Here is a 20,579-nt window from a genome sequence, read left to right as displayed (position 1 = left end):
CCCTCCGGCCCCGCCCCAGCCGCCCGCGACCACACGCTCGGCCTCCCGGGTCGTCGCGATCCTGACGATCGCCCTCGGCGGCGCGCTGATCCTCGGCGCGCTCGGCACGGCCGCACTCGGCGCGCTCGGCTCCGCCACGCGCGGTGCCGGCGGCACACTGACGGCGGATGCCGCCGGCATCCGTTCGCTCGACGTCGACGTCGCCGCGGCCGACCTCACGATCGTCTACGGCGGCGACGAGGTCACCCTCGACGTCGACGGCGCGGCCTCCGACTGGCGCCTGCGCCGGGACGGCGGCAGCCTCGTGGTCGAGACGCAGCGCGCGTGGTGGAGCGGCATCCGCCCCTTCGCCGAGAGCGACACGGCCGTGCTGACCCTCCCGCGCGCCCTCGAACGCAGCGCGCTCGACGCCGACATCTCCTTGAGCGCCGGCGCGCTGCGCGCCCAGGGCACGTACGGCGAGCTCGACCTCACGGTGAGCGCCGGGTCGATGACCGTGTCGGGTCGGGCGTCCGCGCTGGAGGCGGACGTGTCCGCGGGGCGGCTGGTGATCGACCTCGACCGCGTGCAGACGGCCGACTTCACCCTCAGCGCCGGCTCCGTGGAGGGTAGTCTCACGGGGTCCGCGCCGCGCGCGCTGACGGCGGAGCTGAGCGCGGGACGCCTCGCGCTCGTGCTGCCGGACGACACCTACGCGGTGTCCACCGATGCGTCGGCGGGCGACGTCGAGAACCGGCTCCGCGTCGATCCGGCCTCGCCGCACCGCATCACGATCAGCGTCGCGGCCGGCTTCGCGTCGCTGCGCTCGTGAGTCGTCGCCTCCGTAGCTGACAGGACCGTATGCGAACGGTATGCACTCGTCGGGCTCCCTCGGCTCCGTGACCGAACCGTTATACGGTGAAGTCATCGCCGGAACCCGAATACGACTCCATGATCCGGGGGTCGGCGACGCAGGACTCTCCCCCTGCGAATGTGGTGCAACGGATTGCAGGGCCGGTCGTCCGCTCGGACGGCCGGCCCACCGTCGTTCTCGGGCACTGGCGCGGGCCGTGTCTTTCTCACAGGACACACGACTGCGCACCCTCGCCCGCGGGCGCTAGCGTAAGGGCGTGAGCACTCCCATCGACGCCACCCGCACTCCCGCCTGGGCCGCCCTCTCCGACCGCGCCGCGAGCTTCGCGCCCGATCTGCGGGCCTGGTTCGCCGACGACCCGACGCGCGTCGAACGCCTGACCTTCGACGCCGCCGACCTGCACGTCGACCTCTCCAAGAACCTGCTGGACGACGGCATCCTGGCGTCGCTCCTCGCCCTCGCCGACGACGTGCACCTCGCCGACCGCCTCGCGGCGATGTTCCGCGGCGAGCACATCAACACGACCGAAGACCGTGCCGTGCTGCATACGGCGCTGCGCCGTCCCGCCGGCGCGACACCCGAGCTCGTCGTCGACGGACAGGACGTGGATGCCGACGTGCAGGCCGTCCTGGAGGCGATGACCGCGTTCGCCGACCGCGTGCGGTCGGGGGCATGGAAGGGCGTCACCGGCAAGAAGGTGACGCACGTCGTCAACATCGGCATCGGCGGCAGCGACCTCGGCCCCGCGATGATCTCCACGGCGCTGGAGCCGTATGCGACCGCCGGCATCCAGGCGCGCTTCGTCTCGAACATCGACCCGTTCGACCTCGCCCACAAGACGAAGGACCTCGACCCCCAGACGACGCTGTTCATCGTGGCGTCGAAGACCTTCACCACGCTGGAGACCCTCACCAACGCGCGACTCGCGCGCGACTGGCTGTGGGCGGGCCTGACCGCCGCCGGCGCGATCGACGGGTCGGACGCGCAGAAGCAGGATGCCGTCGCCCACCACTTCGTCGCGGTCTCCACCGCGCTCGACAAGGTCGCGGCCTTCGGCATCGACCCGGCCAACGCCTTCGGGTTCTGGGACTGGGTCGGCGGCCGCTATTCGGTGGACTCCGCCATCGGCCTCTCACTGATGGTGGAGCTGGGCCCCGACGCGTTCCGCGAGCTGCTCGCGGGCTTCCACGCGATCGACGAGCACGTGCGGACGACCCCGTTCGAGCGGAACGTCCCGGTGCTGATGGGCCTGCTCAACGTCTGGTACACGAACTTCCTCGGCGCCCAGTCGCACGCCGTGCTCCCCTACGCCCAGCAGCTCAGCCGCTTCGCGGCGTACCTGCAGCAGCTGACGATGGAATCCAACGGCAAGAGCGTCCGCTGGGACGGCTCTCCCGTCACGAGCGACACGGGCGAGATCTTCTGGGGCGAGCCGGGGACCAACGGCCAGCACGCGTTCTACCAGCTGATCCACCAGGGCACGCGCCTCATCCCGGCCGACTTCATCGCCTTCGTGAACCCCGCCTACGACCTCAGCGACGGCGGCCGCGACGTGCACGGCCTGTTCCTGGCGAACTTCCTCGCGCAGACCAAGGCGCTCGCCTTCGGCAAGACGGCCGAGGAGGTCGAGGCCGAGGGTACGACCGGCGCCCTGGTCGCGGCGCGCACCTTCCCCGGCAACCGTCCGACGACGTCGATCTTCGCGCCCGCGCTCACGCCGCGGGTGCTGGGCGAGCTGGTCGCCCTGTACGAGCACATCACGTTCACCCAGGGCGTCGTCTGGGGCATCAACTCCTTCGACCAGTGGGGCGTCGAGCTCGGCAAGCAGCTGGCCCTGCAGATCGCCCCCGCGATCGAGGGTGACGAGGCCGCGACCGCCGCGCAGGACGCCTCTACCCAGGCGCTGCTGTCCTACTACCGCTCCCACCGCAGCTGACTCCCGCATCCGCCCCATCCGCGCATCCGCGGCATCCGCGAGAAACCATCGCCGCGTCGAGAAACACGCGCCGGCGTGGTTTCTCGCGGGGGTGGTGGTTTCTCGCCGTCAGGCGAGGTGCGTGTGGAAGCGTTCGCCGGCGGCGCTGAAGATGCTCAGCACCTCGGCGGGGCCCTCCGCGGTCGCGCTGAGGGAGTGCGGCAGACGGGTGTCGAACTCGGCCGCCTCCCCGACGGCGATGGTGTGCTCCGTGCCGTCGAGGGCGAGCCGCACGCGACCGCTCAGCACGTACAGCCACTCGTAACCGTCGTGGATGCGGGGCGCCGGGGCGGCCGCCGACGGCGGGTAGACGATCTTCAGCGCCTGCACGGCGGAGCTCTCCCGCGTGAGCGGTGCGATGACCATGCCGTCGCGGCGCTCGACGGCGCGGTGCACGCGCGGGTCGGCGGTGCGGGCCGGCAGCAGATCGTCGATGCGGATGCCGAGCTGACGCGTCAGCGGCAGCAGCAGCTCGAGCGAGGCCTGCCGCTTGCCGGACTCGAGACGCGAGAGCGTGCTGACCGAGACGCCGCTCGGGCCGGCGAGGTCGTCCAGCGTCCAGCCGCGGGCCCGCCTCGCGGCCCGCAGACGCGCACCGACCTGATCGAGCCCCGTTTCCATGCGCCGATCTTGCCATTACCGCAAATCAGATTGCAACAGCGGCATCCCTCGCGCAGAGTGGAGCCATGCAGGAACGGGAATGGGATGCCGTGGTCATCGGCGGCGGGGCCGCCGGGCTGAGCGCGGCGCAGATGCTGGGGCGCGCCCGGCGCCGGACGCTCGTCATCGACGGCGGCGCGCCGCGCAACGCCGCCGCGGAGCACATGCACGCCGTGCTCGGGCACGACGGCATCGCGCCGGGAGAGCTGCTCGCCCGCGGGCGCGACGAGGTGGCCCGGTACGGCGTGCGGGTCGAGGCCGGTGAGGTCGGGGCGGTCCGCGACGAGGGCGCGACGCTGCGGATCACGCGCGTCGACGGCACGGTCGACGTCGCCCGTGCGCTCGTCATCGCGACCGGCGTGCGCGATGTCCTGCCGCCGGTCGACGGCATCGCCGCGCTGTGGGGCCGCAGCGTCCTGCACTGTCCGTACTGCCACGGCTACGAGGTGGCCGATGCCCGCCTAGGCGTGCTGGCGACGTCGGCGCAGAGCCTCCACCAGATCGAGCTCGTCCGGCAGTGGAGCGCCGACCTCACGGCGTTCACGGCGGCGATCGAACCGCTCGACGAGACCGTCCGGGCGCGCCTGCGCGCCCGCGGCATCCGCATCGTCGACACCCCGGTGACCGGCGTGCGGAGCGAGGACGGGACGCTGCGGGCGGTGCAGGATGCCGCGGGCGGCAGCCACGGGATCGATGCCCTGTTCGTCGCGCCGACGCCGGTGGTCGACGTCGCCTTCGCCGACGCGCTGGGCCTCGCCCGCGCCGATCTGCCGGGCTCACCGCTCGCGGTCGACGTGCTGGGGGCGACCTCGCACCCCCGCGTGTGGGCCGCCGGCAACGTCGTGGCACCCTACGGCAACGTGCCCGTCGCCCTGGCGGCCGGGTCGATGGCCGGAGCGGGTGTCAACGCCGCCCTCGCGGCGGAGGACGCCGACCTCGCCGTCGCGGCGCGCGCCCGGCAGCGCGCCCCCGACTGGGAGCAGCGCTACGCGGAGCGCGACCGCATCTGGTCGGGCCGGGTCAACGCGGCCGTCGCCGCCGTCGCGGGTGGTCTCGAGGTCGGCACCGCTCTCGAGATCGGTTGCGGCGAGGGCGCGGATGCCGTGTGGCTCGCGGAGCGCGGCTGGCGCGTGACGGCGGTCGACCTCTCCCCCACCGCGATCCGTCGTGGCGCCGCCGCGGCGGCCGAGCGCGGACTGGGCGGCCGGATCGCGTTCTTCGTCGGCAGCGGCGCCGATGCCGCCCCGGCCGGCACGTTCGACCTCGTCAGCGCCGGCTTCCTGCACTCGTGGGAGGAGGACTTCCCGCGGATCGCCCTCCTGCGGGCGGCGGCCGACCGCGTCGCCGTCGGCGGCCACCTCCTCGTCGTCTCGCACGCCGCCGCGCCGCCCTGGTCCACCGGTCACGGCGACGGCCACGCGCCACGACTGCTGCCGCCCGCCGAGGAGCTGGAGCTGCTCGCGCTCGACCCCGACGCGTGGGAGCGCGTGATCGTCGACATCCGCGATCGCGAGGTGACCGGCCCCGAGGGCGAGCAGGCGGTGCTGAAGGACGGCATCCTGCTGCTGCGCCGCCGCTGACCGCCCCGGCGGACGCGGCTCGCGCCGACGAGAAACCGGATCCGGCGCGAGAAACACCCCGCCACGCGGTTTCTCGCGCTGGTTATGGTTCCTCGGCGCCAGCAGCGCCAGCAGCGGCGGCGGCAGCGGCGGCGCGGCGCTGCCAGGCGGGCGGCGTGCCGTAGCGCTGCGGCGGGATGAGCAGGCCTTCCGCGCAGTCCGCCACGAGCGCGGCGAGGCGGTCGGCGCGGGTCTGGGCGCGTTTGGCGCCGCGCACCCAGTGCGCGCAGACGCGGCGGTAGCCGTCGGTGGCGGCATCCCAGAACGCCTGCGCCGCCGGGACGGCGGCGAGGGCACGCAGCTCGACCTCGTCGAGCTCGTCGCGCGTCTCGTAGGAGTAGACGGCACTGCGGTCGGGGCGGCGCCGCTCGAACGCCGCGAGGCCGGCGGGGTGCATGCGCCCTTCCGCGGTCAGCCGTTCCACGTGGGCGATGTTGACGGCACTCCACGTCGAGGAGGCCGTGCGGGGCGTCCACCGCTGGATGCGCGCATCGTCGTCGAGGCGACGGCTGGTCGAGTCGATCCAGCCGAAGCAGAGCGCCTCGGGGACCGCGTCCTCCCAGCGCAGCCCCTGCTCGGGATGCCCCTTGCGGCGGCGCACCATCCACAGCTCGGTGGCCGTGGCGTGGTGCTGCTCGAGCCAGGCCCGGAAGGCCGCGGCATCCGCGAAGAAGACCGCCTCGGGATCGGCATCGCTCATGCCGCGACGCTATCAGCGCCGTGAGACACCGGCCAGAGATCGCTCTGCCGACGGATGCCGGATACACCCCGCGGCCGACGACGCCGGCGACGGCGGCGCGAAGACTGGAGGCATGAACACTCCCGTGCTGTCTGCGACCGGCCTCCTCAAGCGCTACGGCGATCTCACCGCCCTCGCGGGCGTCGACGTCGAGATCGCCGCCGGCGAGGCCGTCGCCGTGATGGGCGCGTCGGGGTCGGGAAAGACCACGCTGCTGCACTGTCTCGCGGCGATCATCCCCCCGGATGCCGGTTCGGTGCGCCTCGGCATCCCGGACGCCGCCCCCGTCGAGCTCGTCGGCATGACGGAGAACCAGCGGTCGGCGGTGCGACGCGCGCACCTCGGCTTCGTCTTCCAAGAGCACCTGCTGCTGCCCGAGCTGACGGCGGTCGAGAACGCCGCGCTTCCGCTCCTGCTGCAGGGCCGGCCACGCGCGGCGGCCGAGGCGCACGCCGCCGCCTGGCTCGGAACGCTCGGGCTGGCGGGCATGGAGCAGCGCCGTATCGGTCAGCTCTCGGGCGGCCAGGCGCAGCGGGTCGCGATCGCGCGGGCCCAGGTGACCGGTGCGCCGATCGTGTTCGCCGACGAGCCCACCGGAGCGCTCGATTCCCGGACCTCCGGCGAGGTCATGACCGCACTGCTGCACGCGACCACCGGCCAGGGGCGCAGCCTGGTCGTCGTGACCCACGACCCGGGCGTCGCGGCTCGCTGCGATCGCACGCTGCACATGATCGACGGACGCATCACGAGCCCGGCGGCCGCCGCGGACCGCGCGCCCGCCCCGGACGGGAGCGTCGCATGAGCCTCGCCGGGACGCTCCGCCTGACCGCGATGCTGGCCCGCCCGGCGCGCCAGGGGCGCGCGGCGCTCGCGCTGCCCGTGGTCGCTTTCGCCGTGACCACCGCGCTGCTGCTGGTCGTCGCCGGCGGCGTGCGCATGTTCTTCACCGACCCGCGGGCCGCCGGTGACATGGAGATCCTCTATCGCGTGCTCAGCGCGCTCGCCCTCGTGCTGCTGACCGTGCCGATCGCGACCCTCGGCGCGGCGGCGGCACGGCTGTCGGCGCGCCGGCGCAACGACCGGCTCGCGACGTTGCGACTGCTGGGCGCGAGCGTCGGCGAGGTGAGCGCGATGACGGTGCTGGAGGCCGCCGGCACGGCGATGGCCGGCGGCATCCTGGGGGTCGGACTGTACGCGGCCCTGCTGCCCGCGGTGGGTCTGCTGCCGTTCTTCGGCGGTCCGGTCGGCGCGGGCGCGCTGTGGACGGGCGCGGCCATCGTCGTCGCGGCGGTCGCCGGCGTCGTGGTCATCGCGACGGCGAGCGCCGCGCTGAGCTTGCGCAGGGTGCAGCTGACCCCCCTCGGGGTGGCGCGGCGGACCGATCCGCCGCGGCGGCGCACCGCGGCGCTCGTCTTCGGCATCCTGGGACTCATCGCCGTGGCGACCGTGGTGTCGAACATCACGGCGATCGCCCAGGTGTGGGGAGCCGCCGTGGGCCTCATCGTGCTGGTGGGCCTGTTCGGGGCGGCGCTGCTGGTGGTGAACGTCGTCGGGACGCCGCTGATCGCGGCCCGCGGCCGCGGCCTGGCGCGCACGACCTCCTCCCCCGCGCGGCTCATCGCCGGGCGGGAGCTGTCGGCGCACGCCGCCTCGGCCTGGCGTCGCGTGTCGGGAATCGCGATGATCGCGTTCATCGCGGTGGTGGGCGGGGCGGGCGCGAGTCTGGTGACGCTCGCCGGCGACGACGACGGGACGGGTGCCCAGGCGGTCGTCTTCGCCGACATGCGCACCGGCGTGCTGGTGACGCTCGCGATCGGCTTCGCCCTGCTCGCCTGCTCGGTGGGCGTCACGCAGGCCGCCTCCGTGCTGGAGGATCGCGAGCTGATCGTGGGGCTGGATCGCCTCGGCATGCCGGAGAGGGATCTCCGCCGCGCCCGGGCCCTCACGGTGATGGTGCCGCTGCGGTGGGCGGCGGTGGGCGGCGCGCTCGTCGGAGCGGCACTGGCGCTGCCGATCGTGGGACTCACGGTGCTGGTGGCACCGGCCTCGCTCGCGGTGATCGCGGGCACGTTCGTGGCCGGCATCCTGCTGGTTCGTCTGTCGCTCGTCGCGACGCGGCCCCTCGTCACCGCGATCCGCCGCGGCGTCTGAGGCGTCGGCGTCGGCGGCCCGGACGGGCTCAGGCGAGCCGGGGCCGGTTCCACTGCCCCGGCTCGTCGAACTCCGCGTAGCGCACGTCGACGCCGTCAGGGCCGAGGGATGCCGCGCACACCAGCAGCGACAGGGTCGGATAGCCGAACGGTCGGTTGTCCCGCACGATCGCGCGGTCGTCGGTGGGGCCGACCCCGCTCGTGCGCTCGAGCGTGTCGAGCCAGGGCTCCCACCAGCGCTCGTCCGCGGCGGCGGGCTCGGCGAAAGCGTCGCGCCAGGCGGCGATGCGCGCGGTCGCCTCGTCGTCGATGTCGTCGTGCGCGATCATGTGGATGCCGGGCGTCAGACCGACGCGGCGCAGGTCGGCGCCGTCCCACATCGTCACCGTCGCGCCGGCCTGGGTCACCTCGACGAGGTTGAACCCCTGCGCGTGCGGCGGCGCGATCGGGCCCTCCCCCGCGACGGCGTCGAGGACGATGCGTCCCCGCGACCGTGGCGGCTCCGCCTGCCCGGCCCCGTCGGCGGGCAGCACGTCGGCGCGGTTGAGGATCACCGCGACCCGTCCGGCCCCGGCATCCGCCGCCAGCCAGGCGCCGCCCGCGCGCCGGTCGCGCACCCCCGTGACGTCGGGGAGCTCGGGCCACCACCGCCCGAGCGGGTCCCACGAGCGGGCGGGGTCCTCGTCGCGCACGGCGAGCAGCCGCACGGGCGCTGCAGAGTCGGCCGGGACGTGGACGATGACGGTGCACACGGTGCTCGTGACCTCTCCGTCCGCTCCTCGTGCCCGCGCCGGCGGGCGTGGGAGGATCGGACCATGTTCGTTGTCGTGGGCGTGACGGGCGGCATCGCCGCGTACAAGACGGTGCACCTCGTGCGCGCCCTCGTGACCAACGGGCACGAGGTGCACGTTGTTCCCACGGCGGACTCGCTGCGCTTCGTCGGGACGACCACGTGGGAGGCCGTCAGCAGGAATCCTGTCACGACCAGCGTGCACGACGACGTCTCCCGCGTGCGCCACGTGGCCCTCGGCACCTCCGCCGACCTCGTCGTCATCGCCCCGGCGACCGCCAACACGCTCGCCAAGATGGCCGCGGGGATCGCCGACGACCTGCTCGGGGTCACCCTGCTCGCCACGACCGCCCCGGTGGTCGTGGCCCCCGCGATGCACACGGCCATGTGGGAGCACGCGGCCACCCAGGCCAACATCGCGACACTGCGCTCGCGCGGCGTGCACGTCGTGGACCCCGCCGACGGCCCGCTCACGGGCGGCGACAGCGGCCCCGGGCGGATGCGCGAGCCGGAGGAGATCGTCGCGGCCGCGCTGGCCGTCGCCGCCGGGCACCCGGCCGACCTCGCCGGACGGCGCATCGCCGTCTCGACCGGCGGCACGCGCGAGCCGATCGACCCCGTGCGCTTCCTCGGCAACCGCTCCAGCGGACGTCAGGGCGCCGAGCTCGCCGTCGCCGCGGCCGCGCGCGGGGCCGAGGTGACGCTCGTGGCGGCGCACGTGGACGAGGGCGTGCTGACCGCGGCATCCCGCCACCCCCGCATCGCGGTCGTCCGCGTGGGGACGACCGCCGAGCTGCAGGCCGCGATGACGGATGCCGCGGCCACCGCCGACGTCGTCGCGATGGTCGCCGCGGTCGCCGATTTCCGCGTCGCGGAGGTGTCGCACCACAAGCTCCGCAAGGAGGACGGCGCACCGCGGCTGGATCTCGTGCCGAACCCCGACATCCTCGCGGGATTGGTGGCGGCGCGGCGGCCGGGCCAGATCGTCATCGGGTTCGCGGCCGAGACGGCGGCCGACGACACCGAGCTGCTCGAGCGCGGGCGCCGCAAGCGGGAGCGCAAGGGCGTCGACCTGCTCGCCGTGAACCGCGTCGACTGGGAGCACGGCTTCGAGGCGACCGAGAACCGTGTGCTCCTGCTGGATGCCGCGGGTGCGGTGGTCGCGGAGGCCGCGGGCTCCAAGCGCGCCGTCGCCGACGCGATCTGGGACGCCGTCGCCGTCGTGCGCTGAGCGGCTCGCCGCGTTTCGACTCGTCGCTGCGCTCCTCGCTCAACGACCGGGGTTCCTCTTCCCGGTCGTTGAGCGAGCGCAGCGAGTCGAAACGCAGAGCGCAGCGAGTCGAAACGCAGAGCGCAGCGAGTCGAAACGCAGAGCGCCTGCGGTCAGGCCTTCTTCTGCACGTCCAGCAGCGGCGATCCGTGGGTCACGGGGCCGAGGGCCACCGGGTCGACGGTGTCGAACGAGTCGCCGTTGAGGACGATCACCGGCGTGATCAGCGGGTAGCCCGCCTTCTCGATCACGGCGCGGTCGAAGGTGACGAGCGGGGTGCCGGTCTCGACACGATCGCCGTTCTTGACCTTCACGTCGAAGCCCTCGCCCTTCAGGTTGACGGTGTCGATGCCGACGTGGATGAGCACCTCGGTGCCGTTGTCCAGCTGCAGGCCGAAGGCGTGTCCGGTCGGCTGGGCGGCCACCACCGTGCCGGCACCGGGCGCGTAGACCGTGTCACCGGTCGGCTCGATCGCCACGCCCGGTCCCATCACACCGCCGGCGAAGACGGGGTCGGGAACCTGGTCGAGGGCGACGACGGTCCCGTCCAGCGGCGCGGCCACCTGGACGAGCTCGCCCACGGCCGCGGGCCGCTCGGCGACGGCGGTCGCGGTCGCCGCCGCTGCCGTCTCGCCCGCGACGCCGACGAGCTCCGCACCGCCGGCGACGGCCGGGATGCTGTCGCGCGCGGCGCCCGGGGCGACCGCTCCCGCACCGGCCGTGGCCGTCGCGACGGCCGCGTCGGCCGGCTCGGGGTTCTTGTAGCCCGAGATCATGACCAGCACCATCGCGACCACGAACGCGCCCGCGACGGCGATGAGGTAGAGGCCGATCGGGTTGAAGGCGGGGATCGTCAGCAGCGACGTGAAGACGAACGCCTGCGTCGTGATGCCGTGGGGAAGGCCCAGCAGCAGCGATCCGATGCCGATGATCAGACCACCCGTGAGGCAGCCGACCAGCATGCGCGGATAGATCCGCTTGTACCGCAGATGGATGCCGTACAGCGACGGCTCGGAGATGCCGCCCAGCAGGCCCGCCGCCAGGGCGCCGGTCGCCGTCTGCCGCATCTGCTTGTCCTTCTCACGCCAGGCCAGCACCAGCACGCCGGCGGTCGCGCCGAAGCACGCGAAGTTCCACGCGCCCATGGGGCCCTGGATGAAGTCGTAGCCGAGCGTCTGGATGTTCAGGAGCATGATCGCGTTGATCGGCCAGTGCAGGCCCAACGGCACCATGAAGGGGTAGGCCAGCGGGATGACGATCGCGAAGATGAACGGCGAGAAGGAGTTGATGGCGCTGAGGGCGTTCGCCAGCGCGGCACCGGCGTACACGCCGATCGGGCCGATGAGGAACGCCGTGAGCGGGATCATCACGAGCATCGCGATGAACGGCACGAAGATCAGCTGGATGTTCTCGGGGATGACCTTCTTCAGCCCCTTGTAGACGAGGCCGAGCACCGCGGCCATGAGCAGCGGCGGGAACACCTGGGAGCTGTAGTCGAAGATGGTCAGCGGCATCCCGAACACCTGCACCGTGGTGATGTCGGAGCCCAGGAACGTCGTCTGCACGGCATCCTCGGTCTTCCCGAGCGCCGTGAAGCCGGGGAGCATGACGACGGCCATGATCGCGAAGCCGACCCACGGGTCGGCGCCGATCTTCTGCGACGCGTTGTAGGCGACCATCAGGGGCAGGAAGATGAACACGCACTGCCACATGAGGTTGACGAAGGCCCACGACGGCGGCAGCACCACGCCGGGCGCGTTCCACGCGGGGATCCAGCCGAGCGTCGCCGCGAGGGCCATGAACGTGATGAACAGCGACGCGCCGAGCAGGGCGCCGAGGATCGGACGGAACGAGTCCGAGAGGAACTCGAAGAGGGTGTCGAGCCACGCGTTCGTGCCGCGCGGTCCCTTCGCGCGCTCGCGCGCCTTGATGTCGGCGTCGCTCTCCGCGCTGGCGGGGGCGCCGCCGCCGGCCATGACGGGCAGCGCCATGATCTCGTTGTAGACGGTCTGCACGCCGCCGCCGATCACGACCTGGAAGCGGTCGCCGGCCTGCGGGACCGCTCCGAGCACGCCGGGGATGGCCTCGACGGCGGTCTTGTCGGCCTTGTCGCCGTCGTTGAGCTGGAAGCGCAGCCGTGTGGCGCAGTGCGTGAGACTCGCGATGTTCCCGGGCCCGCCGACGGCGTCGACGATCTCGGATGCCGAATTGGATGCCATGTTTTCGCCTCTTTTTCGTTGTGCGACGTCCTGTCGATGACGATCTGTCGCAGGCGACTCTATATCGCCGTCAGGACGGCGGACAGGCCCCGGACCGTGGCAATCGGGGCCCCTCGATCCGCTCCGCGCCCGGCATCCGCGTTCAGGTTTCACTCAGGTTCCGTGCCGGGGACGTCCAGAAAACGTTGTGAAGCTGTGACCTTCGTGTCCACCCGAGGACGCGCATCGCCCCTTCACCCGCCCCGGGGCGATTCTGATCCACCGGAAGCTGCTCTCTTTATGCCCCGTCTGCCCCACCGTCCCGTGACGTCCGCCCTCCTCGGCCTCGGCCTCGTGATCGGCGCCGCCACGACCACCGCGGGGGCCGTTCCGGCCTTCGCCGTGAGCACCGCCCCGGCCGCGACCAGCGGCTCCGTCGTCGCCGAGTCCACCTCCGCGCCGCTCAGCGCCATCACGGCGGGCGGCATCACCGCCCTCGCCAAGGCCCAGGCCGCCGTCGCCGGCGCCGCGAAGGTCTCCATGGACATCACGGCCTCCGGCCTCGACGTCGGCCGCACCGACATCGTGATCGACACCACGAAGCTCAGCGCGCTCGTCGACAAGCTGCAGGCGCTCGAGGTGACGCCGGCGATGATGATCCCGTCGCTGACCGCGGATGCCACCGCCGAGACCGAGGCCGTGCGCACTCAGACCGCCGACCTGCGCTCCGCCCTCGACGCCGCCAAGCAGCGCAAGGCCGAAGCGGATGCCGCCGCGAAGGCCGCCGCCGAGGCCGCCGCGGCTCAGGCCGCCGCCGAGGCGGCCGCCGCCGCACAGGCGCAGGCGGAGGCGGAAGCCGCCGCCGCCGCGAAGGCGTCGTCGGCATCGGCGTCCGTCCCCTCGGTCGACGTGAACGTCGACCCCGCCTCGGCACAGGGCATCGCCCGCTCCATGGCGGCTGCCAGCTACGGCTGGGGCGACGACCAGTTCGCGTGCCTCGTGTCGCTGTGGAACAAGGAGTCGGGCTGGCGCGTGAACGCCGCCAACAGCAGTGGCGCGTACGGCATCCCGCAGGCCCTGCCCGGAAGCAAGATGGCCTCGGCGGGCGCGGACTGGGAGACGAACCCGGCGACGCAGATCGCCTGGGGCCTCGGCTACATCTCCGGCCGCTACGGCACCCCGTGCGGCGCGTGGGACCACTCCGAGTCGGTCGGCTGGTACTGACCGCTCCCCCATGCCCCGAGAACGGCCCGGACGAATCCGTCCGGGCCGTTCTCCCGTTCTAGGGTGGGCGCATGACGTGGCAGACGCGCGCTTCGCGCACCGTGTACGAGAACCGCTGGATCCGCGTCGACGAGCACGACGTCCTGGGCCCCCACGGCGAGGGCATCTACGGCGTCGTCGAGATGCAGCATCCCGCGGTGTTCGTCGTGGCGCTCGACGACGACGACCGCGTCTGCCTGATCTCGCTCGAGCGCTACACCACCGGCCCGTCGTGGGAGGTGCCCGCGGGCGGTTCCGACGGCGAGGACCCCCTCGTCGCGGCGCGGCGGGAGCTGGCCGAGGAGACCGGGATGACGGCGCGCGAGTGGACGCCGCTCGGACGGATGAACGCCCTCAACGGCATCGCGCGTGCGCCCGAGTTCGTCTTCCTCGCCCGCGGCGTCGAACGGGCGACGGATGCCGCCGCGACCCAGCACGAGGAGGGCATCGACGCGGTGCGCTGGGTGCCGTTCGCCGACGCCCTGCGGATGGTGCGGGACGGCGAGATCACCGACGGCGAGACGGTCGCGGCGCTCGCCTACGCCGGCATCCACCTGGGCCGATTCGCCTGAGCGTGCGGGGACCGATCGGGCTCAGCCCTGGCGTCCCTTGAAACGCGGGGTGAGCTTGTTGATGACGTAGACCCGCCCGCGGCGGCGGACGACCTGTGCGCCCGGCTGCGCCTTGAGGGACTTGAGGGATGCGCGAACCTTCACGATGACTCCTTATTGAGAATACTTATCAATAAAACGCTAGAGTGGTGCGACCCGTCCGTCAACCCGAGAGCAGGATCGTCGTGCCCCCCTCCCCCCTGATCGTCGCCGGACTGTGCACACCCGAGCGCCGCCGCTACGCCGCCGGGCTCGCCCACGCCAGCGGCCGCGGCCTGCTGCGGGTCAGCGCGAGCAGGGGCGGGACGGCGTCGGAACCCGACGGCCCCGTCGCCGTGCCGCTGCTGCGCGACCGGCGCGAGATCGAGCGCGTCGTCATCGATGCCGACATCGACGTCGACGTGCTGCACCTGGACCTCGTCACGCGTGCGGAGCCCGCGCCGATCGTGTGCGTCGTCGACGCCCGGCACCTGCTGGCGGATCTGCGCGATCCCAGCCCGCTCCGCGACGCGGCGCCCGGCGGAGGAGGCGACGCCGACACCGGCGCACGGGCGCGTCGCGCAGTCACGCTCCTGGAGGCCGCGACGCTCATCAGCTTCGTGCACTGGGAGCGGGTCGAGACCGCCGAGCTGTCGCTGCTCATGGCGCTGGCCTCGCACCTGGCGCCGCGGGCGCGCGTCCGCCTGTCGCGCGGCCCCGCCGAGGACCTTCCGGCGCTGGCGCACGGGCACCCGGACGGCGTCGGCGAGGCCCCGCTGCCGGAGCGCGCGGGCTGGGTGATGGCACTCAACGACGAGCACGACCCGTACATGACCGATCCGCGCGTGACGACCCTCCGGTACGAGCGCCTGCGCCCGTTCCATCCGTCGCGGCTCGCCGCTGCGCTCGACGAGCTCGACACCGGTCGCCTCGGCCTGCTCGTGCGCTCGGCGGGCTTCTGCCGGCTCGCGACCCGCGCGGGCATCCTCGCCCGGTGGGAACAGGTCGGCTCGGCGATGTGGATCGACCCCCAGGACGCGGGCGAGCACGCGGCCCTCACCGCCCAGGACCTCGCTCTCACGGGACTGGATCTCGTCGCGGATGCCGTCGCGCGCACCCTCGACGGTGCGCTCCTGACGGATCGCGAGCTCGAGGCCGGTCCGGCCGCCTGGGCGCGGTTCGACGACCCGTTGCCCGCCTGGCCGGTGTGGGCCGACGACGCGCGACCCGATGCCCCACGCGACCCCCGCTCCGACGCGAGCGGGCCGATGTAGCCCTTCACGGCGAACCCGTCAACCCTCTGCCGTGCTCACGGCGGCGCTCCTAACGTCGAGATCGGGAGTCCAGAGAAGGGAAGACATCATGGGTCTCGACGACAAGATCAAGAACGCGGCCGAGGACCTCGGCGGCAAGGTCAAGGAAGGCGTCGGCAAGCTGACGAACAACGAGCGCCTCGAGGCCGAGGGCGAGGCCGACCAGGCCAAGGCCCACGTCAAGAAGGCCGGCGAGGACGTCAAGGACGCGTTCAAGTAAGCCCCCGCTCGCGACGCCCCCACCCCTCGCGGTGGGGGCGTCGTTCTGCGTCGACGGGTCCGCCGCCCTAGAGTGGGACGACGATATCCGAGGTGGAGCGACCATGTCCGAGCACATCGAGCCCTTCTTCACGGTGATCGCGATCGCCTTCGAGATGATCGGCGCCCTCGCGATGGTCGTGGGCTTCGTGATCGCCGTCGTCCTGGCGTGGCGCTCGCTGCGGCGCACGGGCGAGGGACACGCGGCGTACCCGGTGCTGCGCAACACGCTGGGCGCGGCCATCCTCCTCGGTCTCGAGGTGCTCGTGGCCGCGGACCTCATCCGCACCATCACCTCGAAGCCGTCGATCGAGGATGCCGTGATCCTCGGGCTCATCGTCGTCATCCGGACGGTGCTGTCCATGTCGATCCAGATCGAGATCGAGGGGACGCTCCCGTGGCGACGCGCCCTGTTGACCAGCGGCGGCCAGGTGCTGGCGCGGACCATCTCCCGCGAGCGCCAGGATCGGCGCCCCGAGACCCCGGCTACCTAGACGCGTCCCGGTCCGACTCCGACCGCCCCGCCTCCCGGCGGACGGCGAGGGTCCGCTCCCGCATCGCGAGGAACAGCGGGAACACGAAGGCGAACGCCGTCACCAGCGACGCCACGACGTACAGCCACGGGCGGCGCATGCCCAGGCGGCGCCCCTCGACGATGATCAGGATGCTGCCGGCCACGGCCGCGACCATCAGGTCGACGCCGATCGAGCCGACCGCGGGGCCGGATTGCACGAGGTCCAGCACGTAGTTGCGCATCAGCACGACCGACCAGACGTTGAGGGCGAACGTGCCGACCAGCCCGACGACCGCGAGCGCGAGGTAGGTGAGGGCGAGGGCGGACCACCGGGGCGTCATGGACACAGTCTGGACCGCGGAGCGTTCCGGCGCAGCCGGCACGCCCGCGGCATCCTCACTCGGACACCGTCACCAGCACGCGATGCCATCCCGTCGAGCCGTTCGGCGCGATGGGCGCCCGCTCCTGGACCTGCAGCTCACCGTTCTTGTTCCAGGCGCGCACCGCGATGTAGTGCGTGCCCGCCGTGGCATCCCACTCGTGCATCCACTGCACCCAGCTGTCGTCGTTGACGGGCGTGGACATCGTGGCGGGGATCCAGCCGGTGTCGTCGATGTTCACCTCGACGCGCCCGACCCCGACTGGCTGCGCCCACGCCATGCCGGCGACCGCGACGGTGCCGGGCGCGACCGGCGTGTCGATCTTCGGCACGTCGACCCGGGAGGAGAGCTTGATCGGCGCTTCGGCGCTGTAGCCGCGCGGCGTCCAGTACGCCTCGTCGGCGGCGAAGGTCGTGACCTTCAGCTCGGTGAGCCACTTCGTCGCCGACACGTAGCCGTAAAGTCCGGGCACGATCATCCGCACGGGGAAGCCGTGCTCGGCCGGAAGCGGCTCGCCGTTCATCGCGACGGCCAGGATCGCGTCCAGGCCGTCGTCGGTGAGGGCGGACAGCGGCGTGCTCGCGGTGTAGCCGTCGATGCTGCGGGAGAGCACCATGTCGGCGCCGGCCTGGGGACCGGCCATCCGGAGGATGTCGCGCACCGGCACCCCGAGCCAGGTGGCGTTTCCGAGCAGCCCGCCGCCCACCTCGTTCGACACGCAGGTCAGGGTGATGCCGTACTCGTCGAGCCCCATCGCGACGAGCTCGTCGAAGCTCAGCTCCACGCGGCGGTCGACCATGCCGTCCACGACGAGTCGCCAGGTGGCCGGATCGATGGTCGGCACCGTCAGGGCCGTGTCGACGCGGTAGAAGTCGGCGTTCGGCGTGAACAGCGGCGACAGGCCGGGCACGTCGAGCTCGGCGCCCGCGGGGATGGTCAGCGCCCGTCGGGGTGCGGGCAGTTTGAGAGCGTCGCGGATCGCGTCCACCGACGAGGTCGCCGCTGTGACGACGCGTGCCGCGACGCCGACGATCACCGCCGAGACGCCGGCGACGCCGGCGAGGCGGAAGAACCCGCGACGGCCGAGGGCCTGCTCCGACGGTGCGCCGTCGTCGGGGGCGCCGGACTCCCCGGCGGCCGCGCCACGCCAGCGCCGGAGGCGCCGGCCGAGCAGCACGAGGACGACGGATGCCGCGACCGTGCCGATCACCGGCGGAACGAACGACAGCGGCGTGACCCCCGTCCGCGAGACGACCGCGGCCGTGGAGAGCACTCCGGCGATGACGACGATCACGACGCCCAGCGGAGCGCGCAGGTACTCGAGCACCCCGCCGATCGCGGAGGCGATGACGACGGCGAGGCCGAGCCCCGCGAGCAGGGCGATCTTGTCGTTCGCGCCGAAGGTCGCGATCGCGAACTCCTTGAACGGCTGCGGCACGATGTCGATCACGAACCCGCCGACCGCGAGGATCGGGCTGGCGGTGCGCGCGAGCAGGAGGGCGAGCAGCTCCGCGACACCGAGGAACACGGCGCCGCTCACCAGACCCGCGAGGGCTGCCAGGGCGAGAGACCTCACACGGCCGTTGCGTGTCGTCACAGTGATCTCCTGCCGCCGGGGTCGGGGTTACGCGTGTTGTTCGTCACCGACGCCGGATCGGATGGGAGGGGCGTCCGCTCTCAGCGGGAGAGGTCCACGTGGACGCCGTTCTCCTCCAGCGCGTGCACGAGCTCCGCCACTCCCACGAAGTGCTGCGAGACCATGCCGACACGGCGCGCTGCCGCGACATGGCCGGGCGAATCGTCGGTGAACAGCACGGCGTCGGGGCCGTCAGCCGAGGGTCGAAGTGACGGACGACGCCGTCGAGATCGAACAGCCGGAGACGGCAGTTCGAGAGCCGCATGCGACTTTCGTATGAAGTCACGAAAAGGTAACGGAAACCCCTTGTGGGCCGTTACCTGGTCGTTATAGAGTGCTCGCACGGTAGTTGTTTTGCTGTGGCAGCTACCGGCATGTGATTGCAGGACACTCTTGGTGCAAGGGACAAGGGCCGGTCGGAAGCCTCTCCGACCGGCCCTTACTCTTGCGTGTCTTCCTCCCCAGCCCGGCCGCCTGTGCAGTTGTCCACAAAAGGCCCCTGACCAGCCTTTCTCCCGCTCCGATGTCGGAGGTCCGCGGCAGAATCGAGGCATGGAAGACACCGATCCGCTCACGCCGCCGGACGACCGCGCGCGCCTGAACGCGATCCTCGACGGCCTTCTCGACCGGCGCCGCCGCATCGCCGCGCTACAGGCCGAGGAAGCCGAGCTGCTCCATGCCGCCCAGGAGTTCGCGCTCGCGCGACACGACGCCTTCGCGGCCGATCGCGATGCGCCGGACGACCTCCCGCTGCGTTCGGTGGCGGCCGAGATCGGCGCCGCGACCCTCCAGTCCGACCGCACGGTGCAGGCGCGGATGGGCGACGCCGCCACCCTGGTCGCGCGCTTCCCGGCGACGCTCGCCGCCCTGCGCGCGGGCCTGATCAGCCGCGCGCACGCGGCCGTCATCGTGGATGCCGGGGGTGCGATCCCCACGGACGACGCGCGCGACGCGTACGAGAGCGCGGTACTCGCCGTCGCCGAACGCGAGACGGTCGGCCGACTGCGTCCCGTCGCGCGACGTCTCGCCGATCTCGCTCATCCCGTCCCCCTCGACGAACGTCACCACGCGGCTCGTCGCGATCGTCGCGTCTGGGTCGCCGACCGCGACGACGGCATGGCCGAGCTCGGCCTCACCGGTCCCGCGCACCTGATCCACGGCGCGTTCGACCGGCTCACGCAACTCGCGCGCGCCGTCACCGACGCCCGCCGTCGCCCGCCCGCCGTCGATCCGGTGAGCGCCACGACCGCTCTCGCGGCCGCCGACACGACTCGACCCACGGCCGACGGCGAACCGCGCGACGCCCTCTTCCCCACGGAAGACGGCGCGTCCCCCGACACGCGACGCCTCGACGAGGTGCGCTGCGACGTCGCGCTCGACCTGCTGCTGAGCGGGCACGCCACGAGCGAGGCGAGCAACGCGTCCCTGCCCGAGAGCGCGTCGATCCGCGCGCGGATCCAGGTCACGATCCCCCTCCTCACCCTCGTCGGCGCCGATGACCGACCCGCCGATCTGGCCGGGTACGGCCCCGTGGATGCCGACACCGCCCGGCGCCTGGCCGAGACCGCACCCGGGTGGGACCGACTGTTCACCGCCCCGACCGGCGGGACCGTTCTCGCCGTCGACCGCTACCGCCCGAGCAACGAGCAGCGCCGCCTCCTCCGGGCACGCGACGAGCACTGCCGCTTCCCCGGATGCCGCCAGCCCACCCCACGCTGCGACATCGACCATACGATCGCCCGAGAGCACGACGGTCCGACGACGGTGGCGAACCTCGCCCACCTGTGCCGTCGCCACCACACCCTCAAACACCATTCCGCGTGGCGGGTCCGGCAGCGGCCGGACGGCACCCTCCAATGGACCAGCCCGGCCGGGCGCACCTACGACGATCCCCCCGCGCGCTCGCTCGCCTTCGAGCCCGCGCCGTTCTGACGCACTCGCCGCCAGCCCGAGCCCGCCCGCCGGCACAGCCCGCCCGCGCGCCCGTGATGGAATGGCACCATGACCGACACCGCGATCTCGCTCACCCTCGACGGCACACCCGACCTGCCGAGCGCGATCCTGCAGGCGCTCTACCGCATCACCGGGCGTTCCACGGTCGAGCTCCGGCGCAGCATCCAGGGCCGGCAGCCGCTGTTCACCGCCGCCCTCTTCGGCAACTCCCACATCGACGTGGTCCCCCGTCTGGAGAAGACGATCGACTACCTCACCGACCTCGGACTGCTGTTCACGCTCCACGAGCACGTCGAGGGAGACCGCGACGAGATCGACCTCGCCACCCTCCATGCCATCCTCGGCGGCGCTGACGGGCAGTTCGCCTGACCGCCGCGGCGAGCGACCGCCTCAGACGCCGCCGCCCCCGCCGCCGCCT

The 20,579-nt window shown here is 72.8% G+C and carries 21 protein-coding genes; 13 read left to right on the top strand and 8 right to left on the bottom strand.

Translation table 11 applies throughout. The features are described from left to right. A partial coding sequence (locus tag AC1Q49_RS13950; protein WP_492492871.1) for a hypothetical protein occupies positions 1-811 on the top strand: 811 nt, incomplete at its 5' end. Between the two features lie 298 nt (positions 812-1,109). Continuing rightward, the gene (pgi, locus tag AC1Q49_RS13945) at positions 1,110-2,789 is read left to right on the top strand and encodes a glucose-6-phosphate isomerase (protein ID WP_492492869.1); all 1,680 of its coding nucleotides are present in this window, start codon (positions 1,110-1,112) and stop codon (positions 2,787-2,789) included. Between the two features lie 108 nt (positions 2,790-2,897). Here pgi and AC1Q49_RS13940 read toward each other — a convergent pair whose 3' ends face one another. Beyond that, positions 2,898-3,449 carry a helix-turn-helix domain-containing protein gene (locus tag AC1Q49_RS13940; RefSeq protein WP_060959061.1) on the bottom strand — a complete coding sequence of 184 codons (552 nt, stop codon included), beginning with the start codon at positions 3,447-3,449 and terminating at the stop codon, positions 2,898-2,900. A 65-nt stretch (positions 3,450-3,514) separates the two neighbouring features. Here AC1Q49_RS13940 and AC1Q49_RS13935 point away from each other — a divergent pair, with 65 nt between their 5' ends. After that, complete coding sequence (locus tag AC1Q49_RS13935) at positions 3,515-5,068, top strand: FAD-dependent oxidoreductase (protein ID WP_492492867.1); 1,554 nt, start codon at positions 3,515-3,517, stop codon at positions 5,066-5,068. Between the two features lie 82 nt (positions 5,069-5,150). Here the strand turns inward: AC1Q49_RS13935 and AC1Q49_RS13930 are convergent, their stop codons facing one another. Continuing rightward, entirely contained in the window at positions 5,151-5,807 is a 657-nt protein-coding gene (locus tag AC1Q49_RS13930) for a YdeI/OmpD-associated family protein (protein WP_492492865.1), read from the bottom strand. A 112-nt stretch (positions 5,808-5,919) separates the two neighbouring features. Here AC1Q49_RS13930 and AC1Q49_RS13925 point away from each other — a divergent pair, with 112 nt between their 5' ends. Both AC1Q49_RS13925 and AC1Q49_RS13920 read left to right on the top strand, forming a co-directional pair. Continuing rightward, complete coding sequence (locus tag AC1Q49_RS13925; protein ID WP_492492863.1) at positions 5,920-6,648, top strand: ABC transporter ATP-binding protein; 729 nt, start codon at positions 5,920-5,922, stop codon at positions 6,646-6,648. Continuing rightward, a complete protein-coding gene (locus AC1Q49_RS13920; protein ID WP_492492861.1) occupies positions 6,645-7,997 on the top strand; it encodes an FtsX-like permease family protein in 1,353 nt (450 codons plus the stop codon). Before AC1Q49_RS13925 ends, AC1Q49_RS13920 begins: the two co-directional genes overlap by 4 nt. 28 nt (positions 7,998-8,025) lie before the next feature. Here AC1Q49_RS13920 and AC1Q49_RS13915 read toward each other — a convergent pair whose 3' ends face one another. Beyond that, positions 8,026-8,748 (bottom strand): NRDE family protein, encoded by a 723-nt coding sequence (locus AC1Q49_RS13915; RefSeq protein ID WP_492492859.1) that lies wholly within the window; start codon positions 8,746-8,748, stop codon positions 8,026-8,028. Between the two features lie 63 nt (positions 8,749-8,811). On the opposite strand from AC1Q49_RS13915, the gene coaBC reads away from it, so the two are divergent. Beyond that, entirely contained in the window at positions 8,812-10,017 is a 1,206-nt protein-coding gene (coaBC, locus tag AC1Q49_RS13910; protein ID WP_492492857.1) for a bifunctional phosphopantothenoylcysteine decarboxylase/phosphopantothenate--cysteine ligase CoaBC, read from the top strand. A 152-nt stretch (positions 10,018-10,169) separates the two neighbouring features. Here the strand turns inward: coaBC and AC1Q49_RS13905 are convergent, their stop codons facing one another. Then, on the bottom strand, positions 10,170-12,275 hold the full coding sequence (locus AC1Q49_RS13905) for a glucose PTS transporter subunit IIA (RefSeq protein WP_492492855.1): 2,106 nt from the start codon (positions 12,273-12,275) through the stop codon (positions 10,170-10,172). A 279-nt stretch (positions 12,276-12,554) separates the two neighbouring features. Between AC1Q49_RS13905 and AC1Q49_RS13900 the strand changes: the two genes are divergently transcribed. Then, positions 12,555-13,478 carry an aggregation-promoting factor C-terminal-like domain-containing protein gene (locus AC1Q49_RS13900; protein WP_061781993.1) on the top strand — a complete coding sequence of 308 codons (924 nt, stop codon included), beginning with the start codon at positions 12,555-12,557 and terminating at the stop codon, positions 13,476-13,478. Between the two features lie 71 nt (positions 13,479-13,549). Next, on the top strand, positions 13,550-14,089 hold the full coding sequence (locus AC1Q49_RS13895; protein ID WP_492492853.1) for an NUDIX domain-containing protein: 540 nt from the start codon (positions 13,550-13,552) through the stop codon (positions 14,087-14,089). Positions 14,090-14,110: 21 nt separating this feature from the next. Here the strand turns inward: AC1Q49_RS13895 and ykgO are convergent, their stop codons facing one another. Further along, a complete protein-coding gene (gene ykgO / locus AC1Q49_RS13890; protein WP_060959054.1) occupies positions 14,111-14,233 on the bottom strand; it encodes a type B 50S ribosomal protein L36 in 123 nt (40 codons plus the stop codon). An 80-nt stretch (positions 14,234-14,313) separates the two neighbouring features. Between ykgO and AC1Q49_RS13885 the strand changes: the two genes are divergently transcribed. The 3 genes from AC1Q49_RS13885 (at position 14,314) to AC1Q49_RS13875 (ending at position 16,172) form a co-directional block, all read left to right on the top strand. After that, a complete protein-coding gene (locus AC1Q49_RS13885; RefSeq protein ID WP_492492850.1) occupies positions 14,314-15,381 on the top strand; it encodes a GTP-binding protein in 1,068 nt (355 codons plus the stop codon). Positions 15,382-15,469: 88 nt separating this feature from the next. Beyond that, complete coding sequence (locus AC1Q49_RS13880) at positions 15,470-15,640, top strand: CsbD family protein (RefSeq protein WP_060959052.1); 171 nt, start codon at positions 15,470-15,472, stop codon at positions 15,638-15,640. Between the two features lie 103 nt (positions 15,641-15,743). Continuing rightward, positions 15,744-16,172, top strand: coding sequence for a DUF1622 domain-containing protein (locus AC1Q49_RS13875; protein ID WP_492492848.1), 429 nt, complete (start codon positions 15,744-15,746; stop codon positions 16,170-16,172). Here AC1Q49_RS13875 and AC1Q49_RS13870 read toward each other — a convergent pair. The 3 genes from AC1Q49_RS13870 to AC1Q49_RS13860 all read right to left on the bottom strand — a co-directional run bounded on the left by AC1Q49_RS13870 (position 16,165) and on the right by AC1Q49_RS13860 (position 18,387). Next, entirely contained in the window at positions 16,165-16,533 is a 369-nt protein-coding gene (locus AC1Q49_RS13870; RefSeq protein ID WP_492492846.1) for a DUF2834 domain-containing protein, read from the bottom strand. The genes AC1Q49_RS13875 and AC1Q49_RS13870 overlap by 8 nt on opposite strands. Before the next feature lie 55 nt (positions 16,534-16,588). Continuing rightward, complete coding sequence (locus tag AC1Q49_RS13865; RefSeq protein ID WP_191007904.1) at positions 16,589-18,169, bottom strand: molybdopterin-dependent oxidoreductase; 1,581 nt, start codon at positions 18,167-18,169, stop codon at positions 16,589-16,591. A gap of 80 nt (positions 18,170-18,249) precedes the next feature. After that, a complete protein-coding gene (locus AC1Q49_RS13860) occupies positions 18,250-18,387 on the bottom strand; it encodes a hypothetical protein (RefSeq protein ID WP_157553743.1) in 138 nt (45 codons plus the stop codon). 373 nt (positions 18,388-18,760) lie between these two features. Between AC1Q49_RS13860 and AC1Q49_RS13855 the strand changes: the two genes are divergently transcribed. Together AC1Q49_RS13855 and AC1Q49_RS13850 are read left to right on the top strand one after the other, a co-directional pair. Continuing rightward, a complete protein-coding gene (locus AC1Q49_RS13855) occupies positions 18,761-20,140 on the top strand; it encodes an HNH endonuclease signature motif containing protein (protein WP_492492843.1) in 1,380 nt (459 codons plus the stop codon). A gap of 69 nt (positions 20,141-20,209) precedes the next feature. Next, a complete protein-coding gene (locus tag AC1Q49_RS13850) occupies positions 20,210-20,530 on the top strand; it encodes a hypothetical protein (protein WP_492492841.1) in 321 nt (106 codons plus the stop codon). The last annotated feature ends 49 nt before the right edge of the window (positions 20,531-20,579 follow it).

The sequence above is a fragment of the Microbacterium sp. MPR-TSA4 genome (genome assembly GCF_058792815.1).
This window is presented reverse-complemented; position numbering and strand designations above follow the sequence as displayed.

Bases quoted from the DNA above. Each gene is read 5' to 3' on its own strand.
- AC1Q49_RS13900 (WP_061781993.1), top strand. From the start codon at position 12,555: ATGCCCCGTCTGCCCCACCGTCCCGTGACGTCCGCCCTCCTCGGCCTC.
- AC1Q49_RS13895 (WP_492492853.1), top strand. From the start codon at position 13,550: ATGACGTGGCAGACGCGCGCTTCGCGCACCGTGTACGAGAACCGCTGG.
- AC1Q49_RS13935 (WP_492492867.1), top strand. From the start codon at position 3,515: ATGCAGGAACGGGAATGGGATGCCGTGGTCATCGGCGGCGGGGCCGCC.
- AC1Q49_RS13925 (WP_492492863.1), top strand. From the start codon at position 5,920: ATGAACACTCCCGTGCTGTCTGCGACCGGCCTCCTCAAGCGCTACGGC.
- AC1Q49_RS13875 (WP_492492848.1), top strand. From the start codon at position 15,744: ATGTCCGAGCACATCGAGCCCTTCTTCACGGTGATCGCGATCGCCTTC.
- AC1Q49_RS13880 (WP_060959052.1), top strand. From the start codon at position 15,470: ATGGGTCTCGACGACAAGATCAAGAACGCGGCCGAGGACCTCGGCGGC.
- AC1Q49_RS13920 (WP_492492861.1), top strand. From the start codon at position 6,645: ATGAGCCTCGCCGGGACGCTCCGCCTGACCGCGATGCTGGCCCGCCCG.
- AC1Q49_RS13855 (WP_492492843.1), top strand. From the start codon at position 18,761: ATGGAAGACACCGATCCGCTCACGCCGCCGGACGACCGCGCGCGCCTG.
- AC1Q49_RS13940 (WP_060959061.1), bottom strand. From the start codon at position 3,449: ATGGAAACGGGGCTCGATCAGGTCGGTGCGCGTCTGCGGGCCGCGAGG.
- coaBC (WP_492492857.1), top strand. From the start codon at position 8,812: ATGTTCGTTGTCGTGGGCGTGACGGGCGGCATCGCCGCGTACAAGACG.
- AC1Q49_RS13905 (WP_492492855.1), bottom strand. From the start codon at position 12,275: ATGGCATCCAATTCGGCATCCGAGATCGTCGACGCCGTCGGCGGGCCC.
- AC1Q49_RS13870 (WP_492492846.1), bottom strand. From the start codon at position 16,533: ATGACGCCCCGGTGGTCCGCCCTCGCCCTCACCTACCTCGCGCTCGCG.
- AC1Q49_RS13850 (WP_492492841.1), top strand. From the start codon at position 20,210: ATGACCGACACCGCGATCTCGCTCACCCTCGACGGCACACCCGACCTG.
- AC1Q49_RS13930 (WP_492492865.1), bottom strand. From the start codon at position 5,807: ATGAGCGATGCCGATCCCGAGGCGGTCTTCTTCGCGGATGCCGCGGCC.